Source organism: Streptomyces sp. NPDC059452 (assembly GCF_042750035.1).
In the GTDB taxonomy this organism is placed as follows: domain Bacteria; phylum Actinomycetota; class Actinomycetes; order Streptomycetales; family Streptomycetaceae; genus Streptomyces.
The window spans coordinates 105903-124202 of sequence record NZ_JBHYVE010000027.1 but is presented as its reverse complement, the minus strand read 5'-3'; the positions used below and the strand labels follow the sequence as shown (position 1 = coordinate 124202).

At 73.3% G+C, this 18300-nt stretch carries 9 protein-coding genes and 1 pseudogene; 1 reads left to right on the top strand and 9 read right to left on the bottom strand.

Features of this window, described 5'->3' with window-relative positions:
• Positions 1 to 124 precede the first annotated feature (124 nt).
• Together ACFW9Z_RS29360 and guaA are read right to left on the bottom strand one after the other, a co-directional pair.
• A complete protein-coding gene (locus tag ACFW9Z_RS29360) occupies positions 125 to 730 on the bottom strand; it encodes a Uma2 family endonuclease (protein WP_384645594.1) in 606 nt (201 codons plus the stop codon).
• A 127-nt stretch (positions 731 to 857) separates the two neighbouring features.
• Positions 858 to 2444, bottom strand: a complete 1587-nt coding sequence (guaA, locus tag ACFW9Z_RS29355; RefSeq protein ID WP_384645593.1) for a glutamine-hydrolyzing GMP synthase — start codon at positions 2442 to 2444, stop codon at positions 858 to 860.
• 377 nt (positions 2445 to 2821) lie between these two features.
• Between guaA and ACFW9Z_RS29350 the strand changes: the two genes are divergently transcribed.
• Positions 2822 to 3118, top strand: a complete 297-nt coding sequence (locus tag ACFW9Z_RS29350) for a chorismate mutase (protein WP_384645592.1) — start codon at positions 2822 to 2824, stop codon at positions 3116 to 3118.
• A 421-nt stretch (positions 3119 to 3539) separates the two neighbouring features.
• On the opposite strand, the gene ACFW9Z_RS29345 is transcribed toward ACFW9Z_RS29350, so the two are convergent.
• From ACFW9Z_RS29345 to ACFW9Z_RS29315, 7 genes and pseudogenes are all read right to left on the bottom strand, one after another.
• The gene (locus ACFW9Z_RS29345; protein WP_384645591.1) at positions 3540 to 5315 is read right to left on the bottom strand and encodes a peptidase; all 1776 of its coding nucleotides are present in this window, start codon (positions 5313 to 5315) and stop codon (positions 3540 to 3542) included.
• 136 nt (positions 5316 to 5451) lie between these two features.
• Positions 5452 to 7332, bottom strand: coding sequence for a GMC oxidoreductase (locus ACFW9Z_RS29340; RefSeq protein ID WP_384645590.1), 1881 nt, complete (start codon positions 7330 to 7332; stop codon positions 5452 to 5454).
• A 142-nt stretch (positions 7333 to 7474) separates the two neighbouring features.
• A complete protein-coding gene (locus tag ACFW9Z_RS29335) occupies positions 7475 to 9091 on the bottom strand; it encodes a succinic semialdehyde dehydrogenase (protein WP_384645589.1) in 1617 nt (538 codons plus the stop codon).
• Positions 9092 to 9275: 184 nt separating this feature from the next.
• Positions 9276 to 10119 (bottom strand): annotated as a pseudogene (locus tag ACFW9Z_RS29330) (protein kinase).
• Between the two features lie 209 nt (positions 10120 to 10328).
• Complete coding sequence (locus ACFW9Z_RS29325; RefSeq protein WP_384645588.1) at positions 10329 to 12023, bottom strand: serine/threonine-protein kinase; 1695 nt, start codon at positions 12021 to 12023, stop codon at positions 10329 to 10331.
• Positions 12024 to 12251: 228 nt separating this feature from the next.
• Positions 12252 to 15542, bottom strand: a complete 3291-nt coding sequence (locus tag ACFW9Z_RS29320; protein ID WP_384645587.1) for a protein kinase — start codon at positions 15540 to 15542, stop codon at positions 12252 to 12254.
• 296 nt (positions 15543 to 15838) lie between these two features.
• Positions 15839 to 18037, bottom strand: a complete 2199-nt coding sequence (locus ACFW9Z_RS29315) for a serine/threonine-protein kinase (protein WP_384645586.1) — start codon at positions 18035 to 18037, stop codon at positions 15839 to 15841.
• Positions 18038 to 18300 lie beyond the last annotated feature (263 nt).

The following is an 18300-nucleotide window of genomic DNA, read 5'->3' as shown; positions in this document are numbered from 1 at the left end:
CGCATGGTGCGTGCGATCGCAAGGCGCCGGAATGGTCTCGTAGCGGAGCTACTTGGCCATTTCGGCAACGCTGCGAGCGTGCGTGCCATGCGCCGCGCGGCAGGCGGCAGTTTGACGACAGGCCCTAGGGGCGGCGCAGGTTGAGCGCGGTGAGGTCGATGGAGAGGGGGAAGGGGACGTCGAGCTTGAGGGTGTTGTGGTGGATGCCGGTGGGCGTGTACGCCTTCAGTGCGGGGTCGAGTTCGTAGACGTACACGACGGGGAGCCCGTCGGGGCCCTCCTCGACGCGCCAGAAGTGGACCACACCCGCAGCAGCGTACTTACGGGGCTTGGTGTCACGGTCCCTGGCCTTGGACTCCTCCGAAACGACCTCCACCGCAAGAATGACGTCTTCCGGTTGCAGGCACGTCCCCCTGGGGCCGGTATCCGCGCCCAGCGGGACGACAAGAACATCCGGCTCAGGACGGTTACGGCTGTCGAGTCTGATGCTGAACTCACGGAACACATCAAGATCGTCCGGCGCCTGATGCAGGAGCGAATTCTCCAGCAGACGCATGGTCCGCATGTGAAACCTGGTCTGCGGACTCATGAAGACGAGACTCCCATCGATCAGCTCAGTGCGCCGCGGAAGGCCCGGAAGCCGGTCGAGATCCTCCGCCGCCCAGCCCTCTGCGGGAGGAACGGGGTAGTGATAGCTCTCGGACAGCTCATGATCGGGTGCGGCACTCATAGTTGCTCCCATGGGCAGAGTCTCGTCTCCTGACTCAGCGTACCCAGCAGATACGACAATGCCGCCGCCCAAACGAATGAGCGACGGCATCGGCGTTGACCAGGGGCTCAGGAGCCCCGGCGGGAGGTCACTCCCACTCGATCGTCCCCGGCGGCTTGCTCGTCACGTCGAGGACCACGCGGTTGACGTCGGCGACCTCGTTGGTGATGCGGGTGGAGATCTTGGCCAGCGTCTCGTACGGCAGGCGCGACCAGTCGGCCGTCATGGCGTCCTCGGAGGAGACCGGGCGCAGCACGATCGGGTGGCCGTAGGTGCGGCCGTCGCCCTGGACGCCGACCGAGCGGACGTCGGCGAGCAGGACCACCGGGCACTGCCAGATCTCGCGGTCCAGGCCGGCCGCCGTCAGCTCCTCGCGGGCGATGGCGTCGGCCTCACGGAGCAGGTCCAGGCGGTCCTTGGTGACCTCGCCGACGATACGGATGCCGAGGCCGGGGCCGGGGAACGGCTGGCGCTGGACGATCTCCTCCGGCAGGCCGAGCTCCTGGCCGACCATCCGGACCTCGTCCTTGAACAGCTGGCGCAGCGGCTCGACGAGCTGGAACTCGATGTCGTCGGGGAGGCCGCCCACGTTGTGGTGGGACTTGATGTTGGCGGTGCCGGTGCCGCCGCCGGACTCGACGACGTCCGGGTAGAGCGTGCCCTGCACCAGGAAGGCGACCTCGGGGCCCTCCTCCTGGAGGATCTCCAGCTGGGCCTGCTCGAAGACCCGGATGAACTCGCGGCCGATGATCTTCCGCTTCTGCTCCGGGTCGGAGACCCCGGCCAGCGCGTCCAGGAAGCGCTTCTCCGCGTCGACCACCTTCAGCTTCGCGCCGGTCGCGGCCACGAAGTCCTTCTCGACCTGCTCGGTCTCGCCCTTGCGCATCAGGCCGTGGTCGACATACACGCAGGTGAGCTGGGAGCCGATGGCCTTCTGGACCAGCGCCGCCGCCACCGCGGAGTCGACACCGCCGGAGAGGCCGCAGATGGCGCGCTTGTCGCCGACCTGCTCGCGGATGAGGGCGATCTGCTCCTCGACCACGTTGGTCGTGGTCCAGTTCGGCTCGATGCCCGCGCCCCGGTAGAGGAAGTGCTCCAGGACCTGCTGCCCGTGGGTCGAGTGCAGGACCTCCGGGTGGTACTGGACGCCGTAGAGCTTCTTCTCGTCGTTCTCGAAGGCCGCGACCGGGACCACGTCCGTGGAGGCCGTGACCGTGAAGCCCTCGGGCGCCGCCGAGCAGGCGTCGCCGTGCGACATCCACACCGGCTGCTCGGTGGGCGTGCCCTCGAAGAGCGTCGAGCCCGCCTTCGTGACGTGCAGCGGGGTGCGGCCGTACTCACGCGCCCCGTTGTCGTCGACCGTGCCGCCGAGGGTGGTCGCCATCAGCTGGAAGCCGTAGCACATGCCGAAGACAGGGACGCCCGCCTCGAAGAGCGAGCGGTCCAGGGAGGGGGCGCCCTCCGCGTAGACCGACGACGGGCCGCCGGAGAGGATGATCGCGCGGGGGTTCTTGGCCAGCATCTCGGCCACCGGCATGGTGGACGGGACGATCTCGCTGTAGACCCGGGCCTCACGGACACGGCGGGCGATGAGCTGGGCGTACTGCGCGCCGAAGTCGACAACGAGGACCACGTCGGCCGTGGTGTCGGGGGCGGCGGGGGGTGCTGCTGGCACGGGGCGGCCTTCCGGCGGTGGTGAAGGGGGTCGGTTCTTCCGATTCTACCGGCCGTGTGCGGACCCTCCGCCGGGCCGCCGGTACGGGCCCGGGGCCTGCCCGGTGCCCGGCCCGGGCCTCACGATCGATGCGGGCCGCGTCTCACGATCCGGGCCCCGCCTTGGTGGCGCCGCCGGGCCGGGGCCATACTGTCCCCCATGCGTCAGCACACGACCTTCGTCTTTACCTATGGCATCCGGCCCGCCGGCTGCCATGGTCGTGCTGCTTGAGCTACTGACAAGCAACGTTCCAGGCGCCCCGGGCCAGCAGGCCCGGGGCGTTCTGCGTGTCTGGGTCCGTTGCTCCGGGGGGCCGCCACCCCACCGGGAGTCACCACATGAGCAGCACCACCACCACGACCACCGAGCTGACCGGCGCCCGTACCGACGAGGCCGCCGCCCTCATCGGCGGCGCCCGCGAGCGCATCGACGCCCTCGACGACCGGATCATCGGCCTCGTCCAGGAACGGATGGCCGTCTCGGCGGTCATCCAGGAGGCCCGCATCACCTCGGGCGGCCGCCGGGTCAACCTCTCGCGCGAGACGGCCGTGCTCAGCCACTACAGTGACGCGCTGGGCAAGCCGGGCACCGCGCTGGCGATGACCCTGCTGGAGCTGTGCCGCGGCCGGGTGTGACCCCAGGGGCAGCACCAGCAGGACCGTATCTGCGTTCGGTGCCCGTCTCACCCGTACGGCGCGTGACCGGGACCGCGGTGCCTTCGTTGGTCCCGGTGTCCGTGCCAACCAGGGGCGGCATCGATGGAAAACCACGCGTGGCTCCGCCGGGACGTGTGACGTACTGCAGGTACGTCGTGGGACCACATCCCGGCGCAAGTGACCGGTCCGCAGGGGACAGCAGCCCGGTCACCCCATGTGCGGCCGTACCCGGGGACGCCCGGGTCGGCCGCATCGGGACGACGTGACGTAAGTGACGTACATGACGTGACGTACGTGACGTACGTATGGGGTGGAGGTCGTTCCCCTCCCCCGCTCGGTGGAGGCCGTTCCCCCCTCCCCCCACTTGGCGGAGACCGTTCCCCTCTCCCCCGCTCGCCTCTCAGCTCCTGCTCTCAGCCCTCCGCCGTCGCCGCACCGCCGTGAACAGCACCACCCCCGCCGTCAGCGCCGCGATCGCCATGGCGGACGCGGTCAGGGCGGTGGACGATCCGGTGGCGGCCAGGCTGCCGCCGTCGGCGCCGGTGCTGCCCCCTGTGGCGCTGCCCGTGCCCGTGCCGTCGGTGGCGGCGTCCCCGCCCGTCGTTCCGGGGGCGGGGGCGCCGGGCGTGCCCGTGGGAGCGGTGGACGGTTCGCCCCCAGGTCCTCCCTGACCAGCCGGGCCACCCGGACCACCAGGGCCGCCCGGGCCACCCGGAGCACCGCCGCTCTCCCCGTTCAGCACCACCCGCGCCGTGTTGTTCCCCGGCTCCGGGTCGAACGGCAGCCCCGGCGACTGGAGCCACGGGCCGCGCACCGCCACCTTGCCCGCCGCGCCGAGCAGCACCTTGTCGATCCGCAGCCCGAAGGAGAGGTCCAGGCCGCCGCCGTCGCGCACGGTCATCGGGGTCGGGCAGACGTAACGGGGGGCCGGGGTGCTCAGGTCCTCCCGGTGCTCCCCATCGGCGGTCACCCCCCGGCAGCCCTTCGGGGCGGAGGTGACCGTCGCGCCCTGGGGGACGGTGAAGTCCACGGCGGCGACGCTCTCGCCGGACCGGAGGTAGCCGATCCAGGCCGGGCCGTCGTTGCGGAACCCGATGTCCGCCGTGACCGTGGTGCCCGCGGCGCCGGACGCGGTGTCCCCGTACGCGACGAAGTCGGCCGTGTTCACCGTACGGAAGTCGGCCTCGTGCTCGTTGTCGCCCGGTTCGAGGTCCACGCCCCGGGCCGCCATGGGCTTCGGCGCCGGTACGGCCCTGAGCACGGCGCCCGACACATGTGTGGAGCGGGGGGAGGCCATGCGCCGCTCCGCGCCGCGCTCGTGGATGCCGTACCGGAAGATGTCGCGGTAGGCGCGGGCCGTGGCCTCCAGGGTCAGCGGGGCGGCCAGGGTGTAGGTGGCGCCCGCCTCGAAGGCGCCGTCGACGGAGCAGCGGGCCGTGGTCCAGGCGCTGCCCGGGAGGTCCGGGGCGTCCGTCGTGTACGCGCAGTTGGAGTAGCGCTGCGGGATGTCCAGGCCGCGCGAGTACCGGAGGGTGAGGACGACCCCGTCGGCGTCGCGGCTGCCCCGGTTGGTGAAGGTGATCGGGGCCTGCTGCTTCTGCCCGGGGGTCAGCTCCCGTTCGAAGGGGAGCTGGTGCATCACGAGGTCGGGGCCGCCGACGGTGACCTTGGTGGTGAAGGGTGTGATGGACGCGCCGTCGGCCTCGCCGCTGATCCGGATCGTGCCGGACGCGCCCTGCTCGCTGCCCGCGGCGGCGCTGAGGACCAGGTCGGTGACGGTGGAGAGGCCGGGCGATATGCCGTGGCCCGTGCAGGCGGCGGACCGGGGGCCGGTGGTCGCGCACTCGACTCCGGGCTGCTCGTCGAAGGTGAGGTCGGCGACGCCCGTGATCCCGGTCAGGTCGAAGGTGACGGTGAACTCGCCCTCGTACGCCTCATCGGCCGCACCCGTCACCGTGATCCCGGCCGCCGACCGCCGCTGCTCGCCGCCGCCCTTCACGTACGGGTGCAGGGCCGTCTCGGCCGGACCGCCCAGGGCGAACACCGGGTCGGCGGCACGGACCGGGGCAGCGGCGGCGGCCGCCGTGAACGGACCGGCGGCGAGCAGCAGGGCGGTGGCGGCGGCGAGGCCGCCCGCCCTGCGGAGCGGCGCGGTGCGCGGGGAGAAGCGTTTCATCGCGGACCTCTGGGTTCGGCAGGAGCTGTGCGACCGCGGGCCACGGTGACCGTGACCGTGCCCCGCGCTCAGGCTTTCGACCCCGCAGCGTACGGGGTCGGCCGCGCAGCTCTCCGAGGAGCCACCCGCGCCACGGTCACGGATGGGATACGGGGGTGTTGCCGACGCCCTTCACCTCCGCCCCGGCCTCCACCGTCCCCTTCGGCGGCACGACCGGGATGCCCAGGAACGGCAGCTTCAGCGCCGCGAACGCGTCCTTGGGCACCGTCGGGGCCAACGGCTCGACGGCGGCGAGGCGTTCGTAGGCCGCGCCCTGCTCCGGGCGCGGGTCCACCTCGCCCTTGTTGGGCCAGAAGGACATCGCGCGTTCGGCCTGGGCGGTGATGGTCAGCGAGGGGTTGACGCCCAGGTTGGCGGAGACGGCCGAGCCGTCGACGACGCTGATGCCGGGGTGGCCGTAGAGGCGGTGGTACGGGTCGATGACGCCCTCCTCCGCGCTCGCGCCGATCGGGCAGCCGCCGAGGAAATGGGCGGTGAGCGGGGTGCCCATCAGCTCGCCGACGTTGGATCCGGCGAAGCCGTTGATCTCCTCGGCGAGGAGGGTGGCGCTGCGGGTGGCCTCCGGGATCTGGGTCGGGTTGGGCGCGCCGTGGCCCTGACGGGCGGTGAGCAGGCCTTTGCCGATACCTCCCGGTTTGCGGTAGGTGGTGAGGGAGTTGTCCAGCGACTGCATGACGAGGCCGATGATCGTGCGCTCGGACCAGTGGTGGTTGGAGAGCGAACGGGCCGCGAGGGTGGGGTGCTTGATCATGTTGGCGAGCCAGCCGCGCACCCGGTGGGCCCCGTAGGGGACCTGGAGGATCGACATCGCGCCCATGGCGTTGGAGCCCTTGCCGTACCGCACCGGCTCGATGTGGGTGTTGTCGTCCGGGTGGATCGAGGAGGTGATGGCCACGCCCTGGGAGAAGTCGGCCTTGGCTATGCCGTGCTTCTTGCGGTAGCGGCGGTCGCTGGTCTGGGAGCCGACCAGCGCCTCGGAGTTGGTACGGGTCAGCATGCCGAGCTTGGCGGAGAGCCGGGGCAGCAGGCCCTTGTCCTTCATGGTGTGCAGCAGGGTCTGGGTGCCGTACGTGCCCGCCGCGACGACCACCTTGCGGGCGCGCAGCCGGGTGGGCTTCGCCTTGCGGCGGCGGTCGGTGGGGACGGTGAGGACGCGGTAGCCGCCGTCGGGGTCGTCGGTGACCGCGACGACGGAGGTCATCGGGTGGATGACCGCTCCGGCCTGCTCCGCGAGGTGGAGGTAGTTCTCGTTGAGGGTGTTCTTCGCGCCGTGACGGCACCCCGTCATGCACTCGCCGCACTCGGTACAGGCCTTGCGGGCGGGTCCGGCGCCGCCGAAGTACGGGTCGGGGACGGTGTCGCCGGGCTTGGCCTTCGCCGTGCCGTCGGCGTCCTTGCCGTCGCCGAAGAAGACGCCGACCGGGGCCAGATGGAAGGTGTCGCCGACGCCCATCGCCTCGGCGGCGGCCTTGAGGTGGATGTCGGAGGGGGTCATGGTCGGGTTGAGGCGGACCCCGAGCATCCGGCGGGCCTGGTCGTAGTACGGCTTGAGCTCGGCCTGCCAGTCGGTGATCGAGGCCCACTGACGGTCCTCGAAGAACGGGGCGGGCGGCACGTACAGCGTGTTGGCGTAGTTGAGCGAGCCGCCGCCGACCCCGGCGCCCGCGAGCACCATGACGTTGCCGAGGAGGTGGACGCGCTGGATGCCGAACAGGCCGAGCGCGGGGGCCCAGAGGTAGTTCTTCAGGTCCCAGGAGGTCTTGGGGAGCGTGCCGGGGGTGAAGCGGCGGCCCGCCTCCAGGATGCCGACGCGGTACCCCTTCTCGGTCAGCCGGAGCGCCGAGACCGCGCCCCCGAACCCCGAGCCGACGACCAGGACGTCGTAGTCGTACGCGGCGTCGTCCTCGGCGGGGACATGGCTCACGGACTGTTTCTGGGCAGGACTGTCCTGGGGCATGGCGCTCCTCCGTACGGAATCGGAACGAAAAGGGCGGAGTCTGTTACGGCGTCGGGGCGCCCCAGCGGCGTTACGGCGTCGGGGCGCCCGCCGCTGACACGGCGTCGGAGTGCCCGCCGCTGTTACAGCGTCGGAGCGGCGCTCAGCGCAGCCGGAACGCCTTCATCGCCTTCAGGCTGCGGGTCATGAACGCGGCGTACTTCTCGTCGTCCATCCCGAAGGAGGGCGCGAGCGGGATCAGCCGCTGCTGGGCGACGGTCTGGGCCTCGGTGTACTTGAGGATGCCCTCGGAGCCGTGGCGCCGGCCGAGCCCGGAGTCCTTCATGCCGCCCATCGGGGACTGGACGCTGCCGTAGGCGGGGGCGTACCCCTCGTTGATGTTGACGGTGCCGGTCCGCAGCCGGGCGGCGACCTGGTGTCCGCGCCGGGAGTCGGTGGTCCAGACGCTGGAGTTGAGGCCGTACGGGGTGGCGTTGGCCAGCGCGATCACCTCGTCCTCGTCGGTGAAGCGGTAGATGGAGACGACCGGGCCGAAGGTCTCCTCGGTGCAGACGGCCATCGGTGCCTCCACCCCGTCCAGGATGGTCGGCTCGTAGAAGAGCGGGCCGATGTCGGGGCGCGCGACCCCGCCCGCGACGAGCGTGGCGCCCTTCTCGACGGCCTCGGCGACATGCCGGGTGACGGTCTCCAGCTGGCGTTCACCGACGAGGGAGCCCATGTCGGCGCCGTACGCGAGGGAATTGCCGAGCCGCATGGCCTTCGTCCGGGTGGCGAACCGCTCCACGAAGTCGTCGGCGATCGACTCGTGGACGTACAGCCGCTCGATGGAGATGCAGAGCTGTCCGGCGGAGGAGAAGCAGGCGCGCACGGCACCCTGGGCGGCCTTCTCCACGTCGGCGTCCTTCAGGACGAGCATGGCGTTCTTGCCGCCGAGCTCCAGGGAGACCCCGACGAGACGGGAGGCGGCGCCCACGGCGACCTCGCGGCCGGTGCGGGTGGAGCCGGTGAAGGAGACGTAGTCGGCGCGGCTGACGACCTCGGGGCCGACGACGGGGCCCTCGCCCAGCACGACCTGGAAGACCCCGGCGGGCAGTCCGGCCTCGATGAGCAGGTCACGGGCCCAGAGCGCGGTGAGCGCGGTCTCCGTGTCGGGCTTCATCACGACGGCGTTGCCCGAGACGAACGCGGGGAGCGCGTCGCCCACGGACAGTTCAAAGGGGTAGTTCCAGGGGGCGATCTGGCCGATGACCCCACGCGGCTGGCGCAGTTCGGTCACCTTGGTGAGGGTCGGGACGACACCCGTGTGGCGGCGGGGCTTGAGGTAGGCGGCGGCCTTGCGCCCGTAGTGACGGGCGGCGACGGCGACGGACTGCACCTCTTCGTGGGCGTGCAGCCGGGCCTTGCCGGTCTCCAGCTGGATGAGGTCGAGCACCTCGGACTGGCGGCTGAGGACCAGGTCGTGGAAGCGCAGGAGGACGGCGGCCCGCTGCCGTACGGGGGTGGCGGCCCAGGCGGGCTGGGCGGCGCGGGCCCGGTCGAAGGCGGTGGCCACGTCCTCGGGGGTGGACTCGGGCAGATCGGCCAGCTTCTCCCCGGTGAAGGGCGCGTGGTTGGCGGTGCGGCCCGATCCGACGACACCGCGGACCAGTTGGGCGACCACCTCGGGGGTGACCACATCGGCGGCCGTGCGCACGCCTGCGGGGGCGACCGCGACGGGGTTCGTACCGAGAGGGGCGTCAGGGGCCTGCGAGTCCGTCATGAGGCCGAGAGTATGTCCCGGCGCACCCTTTGGGTACCCGTGGGTAACAGATTTTCACCGGACCCGCCGACCGCCCGGGGGTGCCGATCCGAACGAGCCAGCGATCACTGGCTACATAACCCCTGATCAGTGGCTATGCGGCGGACCGGGCGGGCACGGTCCGCCCGGCCCGCCGCATGGCAACTCAGGAACCATGAATCTTCAGCCCCTTCACGGCTTCGGCGAAGATCTCCTCCCCGTCCCTCGACGCCTGCCCCTTCGCGGGCGTCCGGACCCGTACGTTCCAGTGGGGGTCCTGCGCCTTCTCGCCGGGGATCAGCAGCTCGTGGAGGCGGTAGCGCACGGGATCCTCCAGCCCCCGGCGCCAGGAGGTGATCTCGAAGACGCCGCTGGGGTCCACGTACCAGACCAGTTCCCCGCCGTCCTGCTGGACCCGCTTGTACTCCCCCGGCACCGCCACGTCCGCCGAGAGCACCTCGTTCTCCGGCCGGATCTGCCAGCGCCCCGCCCGCGAGGCCGAACTGCGCGGGGCGGTTGCGGTGCAGCACGGGCGGCACCCACGTGCTGCCGCCGCCCTTCTTGGCCGTGAAGGGCTCGGTGGGCCGCGCCGGGGCGACGATCTCCTGGAGGATCTGCCGGACCTCGGCGGCGGCCGGCCGGGCCGCCGGGTCCTTCTTGACGTCCCGGTGCAGGATTCCGGCGGTGTGGGCGGCGGTCAGGGCGTCGAGGACCGCGAGGCCGATCCGGGCGGCCTCCCGGGTGTCGAGGATGCCCTCCTGGAGGCGGTCGCCGAGCGACTGGCCGCGCACCAGCTCCATGACGATCCACGGCCGCCCGTCCTCCACGACGACATCGTGGACGGTGACGACCGAGGGGTGGTCGATCCGCGCTGCCGCCCGCGCCTCCACCTGCATGCGCTGGTGGGCGGTGGCGTGTTCGCGCTCGCCCAGATGGTCCGGTACGCGGGGCTCCTTGACGGCCACCTCGCGGTCGACGACCTGGTCGTGCGCCCGCCACACCGTGCCCATGCCGCCGTGCCCGAGCCGGGACAGCAGCCGGTAACGCCCGCCGACGACCCGGTCCGGGGCGCCGTCCGGGGCGCCGGCGGGGACGGTGGGGGCGCTCGGGGCATCCGCAGGGGCGTTGGGAGCGCTCGCGGGGGCCCCATCCTGGGTCACGCCCGGGGGCGGACACCACAGGGGCCGGTCACCGGATGCAGACCCGTGACGTACGGAGATCAGTTCTGCCCGCCCGGGGCCCGCCAACTGCGGAGCATGATGTCGAACTGCTTGCGGCTGGTCTCCCAGCCCTCCTTCGGGGCGGTCAGATACAGGGCGTACTCGGGGCCGCCGGGCCCGCCGTAGTACATCTGGTCGATCCCGTGCCGGGGGCCGGGGTGGTCCTTGGTCTCGGTCCAGGTGAACTCCCAGAGCGAGCCCGGCCGGTCGCGGAAGGTGTTCTTCTCCAGCTTGATGCGCTGGTAGCCCGGCAGCCGGTCGGAGAGCTGCTGCTCCATGTTCTGCATATGCAGATACGGGTGGTCGAAGTCGGGGTCCGGGTCGACGCTGATCCGGATGCGGTGGGCGCCGCCGTCCGGGGTGTAGTCGATCTGGCCGTCGTTCACCTGGCGCGTCCAGCCCTCCGGAACGACCAGGCTGAAGCCCGCCGGGTCCTCCGCCCGGTACCAGCCGTCGGGTATCTCCGAGGCACCCTGGTCGGGCGCGGGGGTGGTGGGGGGCGGGGTGGTCCCGGGGGCGGCGGGGCCGGTGGGCGTGGTGGGAGCGGTGGGCGTGGGCGTGGCCGCCGTACGGCCGGTGGCCGAGGCGCCCTCCCCGTACTTCATCGCGAGCAGCCCCGCCCCGCCCCCGAGGACCGCCGCCGCGACGACCACGGCGAGCACCGTGCGCCACCGGGAGCCGCCGCGCCGGGTGACGGGGGCGGAGGTGGGGCCGACGATGGGGACGGAGGGGGTCGGGACCGTCGTGGCGGGGGGTGTTCCGGGGGGCCGGGACGTGGCTCCTTCGGCGGCCGGGTAGCCGTACCGGGCCTCCTCCGGGACCCGCTGGGTCGGCACGTACGCATGGGCCGAGCGCGGCTCCCGGCCCTCCATGGCGTCCAGCAGCATCTGCTCGGTGGCGGCGGCCGTGGGCCGGTCGGCCGGGTCCTTGCGGAGCAGCGCGGTGATGACGGGTCCGAGGGGACCGGCGTTGACGGGTGCGGGCGGCTCCTCGGTGACGACGGCCTGCATGGTCGAGATCGGGGACGTACGGCGGAAGGGGGAGCCGCCCTCCACCGCCGTGTACAGCGTCGCGCCCAGCGACCAGAGGTCGGAGGCGGGGCCGGGGTCGCCGCCGCGTACCCGTTCGGGAGCCAGATAGTCGATGGAGCCGACCAGTTCACCGGTCCGGGTGATCGTGGAGTCGCCCTCGATCGCGGCGATCCCGAAGTCCGTGAGGAGCACCTGCCCGTCGCGGGCCAGCAGGACGTTGCCGGGCTTGACGTCCCGGTGCAGCACCCCGGCGGTGTGGGCGGCGCGCAGGGCGCTCAGTACGTGGAGGCCGATGCGGGCCGCCTCGCGCGGGGCGATCTTCCCGCTCTCCTTCGCCCGGTCGGCGAGCGAGGGCCCGTCGACGTACTGCATGACGATCCAGGGGCGCTTGTCGTACTCGATCACGTCGTGGACGGTGACGACGCCCGGGTGCGTGATGCGGGCCGCCGCGCGCGCCTCCTTCTGGGTGCGGGCGTGCAGAACGAGCCGGTCGGCCTCGGCGACGTACAGCCCGGCCGTCAACTCCTTCACGGCGACCGTGCGGTGCAGCACCTCGTCATGGGCGCGCCAGACCTTGCCCATGCCCCCGCGGCCGAGCTCCTCGCCCAGCCGGTAACGCCCCGCCAGCACCCGTTCCTCAGCCGCGCCCTGTGATCCGTCCACGTGTTCCCCGCCCCGTTCCTCGGCTGCCAGATTACGGAGCGTTGGCGGCGCGGCGGAACCGGGGATCGCCCACGAGACCGCACTGTGATGGTTGTCGGCACCGCACAACGGCCGGGCCCGTATGCCATGACGGCCAAACCCACGAGCCGCGACCGCCGGTCCCGCGATCCGCGATCGCCCGGCCACGCGCCTCGACCACCGGGGCCACGCGCCACCGATGACGCGCGGTCAGGCGGCGTTCGTCCGGTAGGAGGCGATGGCCTGCTGGTAGACCTCGGTGACCTTGTCGCGGTCGTTGACCGGGCCGATGACCTGGAGGACGTGGTAGCGGCCGTCGACGATCATGGCGAGGTTGCGGACGTAGACCTCGCGGCCACCGGTGTCCTGCCAGGTGAACTGCCCCTCGGCCATGGCCTGTCTGCCCACGTCGACCCGGCGGACACCCGAGGAGGTGGACCAGCTGGAGTCCCGGAACGGCTGGAGTTCGAGTTGCTTGTCCCGCTGGTAGTCCAGCGGGTCGCCGCCCGCCGCCTTGACCGTGTCGCGGCCGGGCACCACGAGGAGGGTGAACCCGTCGCTGCCGTACCGGATCTGACGGTCCGCGTTGGCGGGGCTGCGCTGCCAGTCCTTCGGTACGCCGACCTCGAAGCCCTCCGTGTCCTTGCGGAGCACATAGCCCGCGGGGAGCGCGACGGCGGAGCGGCTGGTCTGCGGCTGCTGGGAGCCGGGGTCGGCGCTCGGCGCGCCGGAGGGGGCGGGCGAACCGGACGCGGCGGGGGGCGGGGCGGCGGAGCCCGTGGGCTGCTGGGGCGCTCCGGTCCGCGCCCCCGGCTGCCCGGCCGGCTCCTGCTTCGGCATGAACAGGAAGGCGTACGCGATGGCCGCGGCCATCAGGAGCAGGATCAGGACCAGCAGCAGTCGGCCGAGGTGGCGCGGCGAACGGCCCTCGCGCGGCCGGGGCGGTTCGCGCAGCACCCGGGGCCCCTTGGGCTCGCGCGGTGCGCGCCCCTCGCGCGGCCGGGGCTCCCAGGCGTCGACGGGGTGGGCCCGGCCCTGATCGGGCTCCGGGGGCAGCACCGGCTCATGGCGGGGCGGCGGCCGACGGAGGTCATGGCGTTCGGCGGCGCGCTGCTTCTCCAACTGCTGCCGCTGCCGCTTGCCCTGGCGGTGGCGGCCGTGGGCCGATCCCCCGCCGAACCGGCCCCACCGCCTGCGGACCAGCTCGCCCCGGCGGCGTACGACGGGGAGCCGGGTGGCGTCGGGCGCGGGCAGCGGGACGACGTCGGCGCCCGCCTCCGGCTCGGGGGCGGACCGCACGAGCGAGCGCAGCCAGCCGCGCAGCTCCTCGAAGTCCGGCCGCTCGGTGGGGTCCTGGCGCAGCAGCGACTCGACGACGGGCCGCAGCGCCCCGCACTCCTCGGCGAAGGCGGGCGGCTCGGCGCAGACCATCTGGACGAGCTCGGCCGCGTTCTCCTCGGGGTAGGGGGCGTGGCCCTGGACCGCGCGGTAGAGCAGCGCGCCGAGCGCCCACAGGTCGGTGGAGGGGCCGATGGGCGGTGCGAGCTGCCAGTTCTCGTGGACGGGCCCGGCCTGCTCCGGCGCCCACCGCTCGGTGACGGGTCCGACGACGGCGATCCGCGCCTGGCGGGCGCGCTCGGCGGCGAGCGGGGTGGCGGGGCCCCGGTAGACGGCGGCCTTGCGGCTGCCCGCGACGGCCTCCTCCCAGGCGGTGGAGGGGGACCGCTCGGACGGGAGGCGGGAGGCGGGGGCGAGGGCCGGCTGTCCGGGGCGCCGGGAGTCGGCGCGCAGCGCGTCCTGGCCGGAGCCGCCCGCGGGGATGGAGCGCCCGGAGCCGGGGCCGTCGTCCCAGGTGCCCGCGAGGTGCACGCGACGGCCGGGCGGGCGGGGCCCCTCCTCGTCGTCCTCGTCCTCCTCGTCGTCGTACGGGTCCTCGGGCGGGCTGCCCCAGGGACCGCCGGTCAGCCGGGGGCCGGGGAGGCCAGCGGAGGGGGGCGGGGTGGGGGCTTGGGCGTGGGTGGTGGGGCCTGCGGTGGTGGGGCCGCCGGGGGTTGGGGTGGCGGGGGTTGGGGTGGCGGGGTCGGACCCGGGGACGGCGGGGCCGGAGGCGTGGGCGGCCGGACCGGACCCGGGGGCGGCCGGACCGGACCCGGGGTGCTGGGCCGGGACGGCTCCGGAGTCGGTCTGCGGACCGGTCGTCTCCGCCGCCTCCGGGCCCGGGGCCCCCTTCGCGAGGTTCGCGGGGGTGTTCCCGGCCGCCTGCTGGCGGTCCTCGGTGACCCGGGCGGCGGCGCGGGCACCGGCCCGGTAGGCGGCGATCGCCCCGGCGCGGGCGGCCCGCAACTGGGCGGCGCTCGCGGCTCCCGGCTCGGCGGGGGTCCGGGGCGCGGCGGTGTAGGGCACGGCGGGCGTGGCGGGACGCGGGACGAGCTCCTGGGTGCCGGGCGTGCCGTACACCTCCTGGGGCCTGGGCGACTCGGGGACCTGCCCTTCACCCCGGTCCGGCCGGGGCGCGTAGGTCTGCTGCGGCGGCTGCGCGCGCACATACGGCGGTACGAGCGGGAGTTCCTGGCTGTCGTAACTCCCGGCCGGGGGGAGGGAGTAGGGACCACGCCCGTCCGGCGCGCCGGTCACACCAGGTACGCCGGTCACACCAGGCACGTTCGGCCCGTCGGGCGCATCTGCCCCGCCCGGCAGCTCACCCGGCTCTACGGCCTCTACGGCCTCTACGGCGTCGACCGCCTCGACGACCGGTATCCCCAGCGTCTCATCGGCCCCGGGAACCTCAGGGGCCCCATAGGTCCCGTACCCCCCGTACGCCTCCTGGTTCCCGCTTCCGCCCCCGTACGTCCCCGACTGCCCCCCGTACGCCTCCGAAGCGGGCGGCGCCACCGTCTCGTCGTCCGGCAGCGGCTCGGGGGCGTACCCGCAGAGCGCCTCCTCGGCGGCGCCCGCCGCCAGGCCGGTCAGCATCACACGGCCGTCGTCGCAGACCAGGACCGTGCGCACGGTGATGTTGCGATGGGTCCAGCCGTGCGCGTGGAGCACCCGCAAAGCAGTAAGCACGTCGGAGCCGATCTCGGCGGCCCGGTAGGGGTTCAGGGGGCGTTCGGCAAGCAGCGCGGCGAGCGGGCGGGCCGCGACGAGCTCGCTGACTATCCAGAGCGAACCGGCCTCGGCGAACACGTCGAAAACCTGGTCGAGCCGGGGGTGGTCGGGCACCTGGGCGGCGGCCTGCGCGGCCTCTATCGCGCGCCGGACCGCCGGATCCGTACTCCGGCGCACCGCCCGCCCCGTCGTGCGCCCGGCCGCAGCCGACGCCCGGCCGTCCGCGTCGAGCACCTCGGCGTCCACGATCTCCGGCAACGGCACCTGACGGACCAGGACTTCCTGGCCGCTGTAGGTGTCGAACGCCCGGGTCTCGACCAGTTCGTACCCGTCGGACGGGGGCAGCGGAAGGCGGTAGCGGTCGGCAAGCACCCGACCCGCGTAGTCGTCCACGACGCCTCCCCAGAGCGCGCTGTTCCCCCGGCCATCGAACCGTACGAATCAGTCAGTTCAGTCAGTTGCGGTCATTCGGCGGGCAATTGACCCACTGTCCCGGCTGCGTACGGTCTCCGTCGTCTTACGATACGTGGCAACGCGGGCCGACGGGCCGGGTCGTGGCAACCCGGCCCGCCCAATACGTCTCGCACGGCCCTCGGGCGGCGGCTTCGCCGACGGTCACTTCACCGACGGCCAGTTCACCGACGGCCACTTCGCTGACGGCCAGTTCGCCGACGGTGACTCCCCGACCGTCACTTCGTCGGGGCGAAGGTGGCGAACGCCGTCTCGCGCAGCGTGCGGCACTCCTCGTCGTCCCACTCGTCGATCTTGCAGCTGATCATGATCGAGTAGCCGCGCTGGGCGTCGACCTTGAAGCCCCGGTTCAGCACCCGGACCCGGACGCCGTTGTGGCTGCGCTCGAACGTCCAGTCGGCGACGGTCGGATAGCCGTTGTACTCGACCTTTTCTATGCTGACGTGCTTGTACCGGTCGCTGAGAACCCTCGTGCCGGCGATGGCCCCGCGCCAGGCGGCGGCCGCGTCGTCCTTGGGCGAGCTGTTGAAGTCGACCTGGACCCGGGGGAAACTGCCGCGCTCGGCGTTGTAGATGCCCCCGGAGTTGGCGCCCGCGATGGCCGTGCGCCGGAAGTTCCCGGGCATCGCCATCGTGAAGCGGAACTGGTCGTCGGAAACCGTCTTGTACCCGGCGGGCAGAGCGTCGCCCGCCCCGTCGTCGTCCTGCGGGTCGTCGCCGTCGGGCTCCTCGGCGTCGTCGCCGGAATCGCCCGTGTCCGGGTCGTCGGCGTCGTCGCCGGACGGGTCCTCGGGCGCCTTGCCCTCCCCGGTGCCCTGCCCCTCCTTCTGGCCGCCCTGCGAGTCGCCGCCCGCGGCACCCTCGCTGTCGCCCTCGGAACCGCCTGCCGAGGCCCCGGCGGAGGCTGCGGTGTCGACCTTGCCGTTACCGGCGTTGGCCTTGTCGCCGTCGCCGCCCAGGGTGAGCGCGAGGACGGTGCCCAGGATGGCCAGCACGACGACGCCCGCGATGAGCGCCAGCGTGCGGCGCGGCACGACATCGGTGATCGAGGCCCGGGTGGCGGCCGGTGAGGTCGGCGGGCGCTGCGGGGGTACGGCCGCGCCCGCTGCGGCGCCGGAACCCGTCGGCTTCGCGCCGGAGTTCGCGCCGCCGGAGGCCATGGCAGTGGTGGTGGCCGCCGGGGCGCCGGAGGGGGAAGCCGGGGCGGCCTTCCCGAGCGGGGTGCCGGGCGGGGTCGCGGGCCGGGGCGGGGCGACCGGGGAGCCGGTCGCCGGGGAGGCCGAAGACGCCCCGGCCGGGGAAGTGGCAGCGGCAGCGGGGGAAGCCGTGGCCGCAGCCGCGCCCGCCGCACCTGCGGCGACGGCCGGTGCGGCCTTCGCGCCGCGCACGGAACGCAGCGCTCCGCGCAGCCGGTCGCGCGCGCCCTCGCCGGACTCGCCCGGTCCACCGCCCTGCTTCGGCGGCTTGGGCGCCTTGGTCAACTTCCCCGCGCCGGACCCGGCCTCGGGAACCGCCGGCAGGGCCATGACCTGGGTGGAGTCGGCGGGCGGCACCGCGACGGCGTCGGGTGCGTTGATCACGTCGTTGAGCAGCGCCCGCGCCCCGGCGTCGTCGAGCCGCTGGTCCGGGTCGCGGGCGAGGAGCCCGTAGATGACCTCGGTCAGCGGGCCCGCGTTCTTCGGCGGGTCGAGCGGCTCCGTCATCACGGCCGTCAGCGTGGCGATGGCCGAGCCCTTGTCGTACGGGGGGCAGCCCTCGACGCTCGCGTACAGCAGTCCGCCGAGCGACCACAGGTCGGCGGGCGGCCCCGGCTTGTGGCCACGGGCCCGCTCCGGCGAGATGTACGAGGGGGCGCCGACGAGCATGCCGGTGGAGGTGACCGAGGGGTCGCCCTCGACCTGGGCGATGCCGAAGTCGGTGAGCACGACGCGGCCGTCCTCGGCGATCAGCACGTTGGACGGCTTCACATCGCGGTGCAGGATGCCCTCGCGGTGCGCCGAGCGCAGTACGTCGAGGATGGCGAGCCCGACCTCGGCGGCCCGCTTCGGCGTCAGCGTGCCGTCCTCACGGATCGCCTCGGCGAGGGACTTGCCCTCGATCAGCTCCATCACGATCCACGGCCGGTCGTCCTCGTCGACCACGTCGTAGACGGTGACCGCGCCGTTGTTGCGGATCCGTGCGATCGCCTTGGCCTCACGCAGGGTGCGCGTGATCAGCCGGCGCTTCTCGTCCTCGTCGATGGCCCCCGGGAACCGCAGCTCCTTGACCGCCACCGTGCGGCCGAGCGTCTCGTCCTCGGCGCGCCAGACCGTGCCCATGCCGCCCCGGCCGAGCACTCCCCCGAGCCGGTAGCGCCCCGCGAGGAGACGACCGTTCGTGTCCCGTTGGGGCTCCCGTGCCTGCTCCGCCTCCGACATGCGTCCCCTCTGCGATCAACCCGCCCTGGCAGAGCGTTCATTGTCCCTCACCCCGGGACCGGTCCTGGTGCCGGGTCCGGGGTCCGCCGCGCTGGGGGCCGAAGAGGGAATCCCCCACAGCCTGCTACCTACCGGGCCTCCCCGTCCAGGGCCGACCGGGCGGCGGCCCCCGCGCCACCAGGCCTTTCCCGCCCAACTGGCCCGTACGTGAAGGGCGCTGGCCGCCCGGGTGAACCGCCCGCCGAGCAGGGGTGAACCGCCCG

Bases quoted from the DNA above. Each gene is read 5' to 3' on its own strand.
- ACFW9Z_RS29360 (WP_384645594.1), bottom strand. From the start codon at position 730: ATGAGTGCCGCACCCGATCATGAGCTGTCCGAGAGCTATCACTACCCC.
- ACFW9Z_RS29315 (WP_384645586.1), bottom strand. From the start codon at position 18,037: ATGTCGGAGGCGGAGCAGGCACGGGAGCCCCAACGGGACACGAACGGT.
- ACFW9Z_RS29350 (WP_384645592.1), top strand. From the start codon at position 2,822: ATGAGCAGCACCACCACCACGACCACCGAGCTGACCGGCGCCCGTACC.
- ACFW9Z_RS29340 (WP_384645590.1), bottom strand. From the start codon at position 7,332: ATGCCCCAGGACAGTCCTGCCCAGAAACAGTCCGTGAGCCATGTCCCC.
- ACFW9Z_RS29335 (WP_384645589.1), bottom strand. From the start codon at position 9,091: ATGACGGACTCGCAGGCCCCTGACGCCCCTCTCGGTACGAACCCCGTC.
- ACFW9Z_RS29345 (WP_384645591.1), bottom strand. From the start codon at position 5,315: ATGAAACGCTTCTCCCCGCGCACCGCGCCGCTCCGCAGGGCGGGCGGC.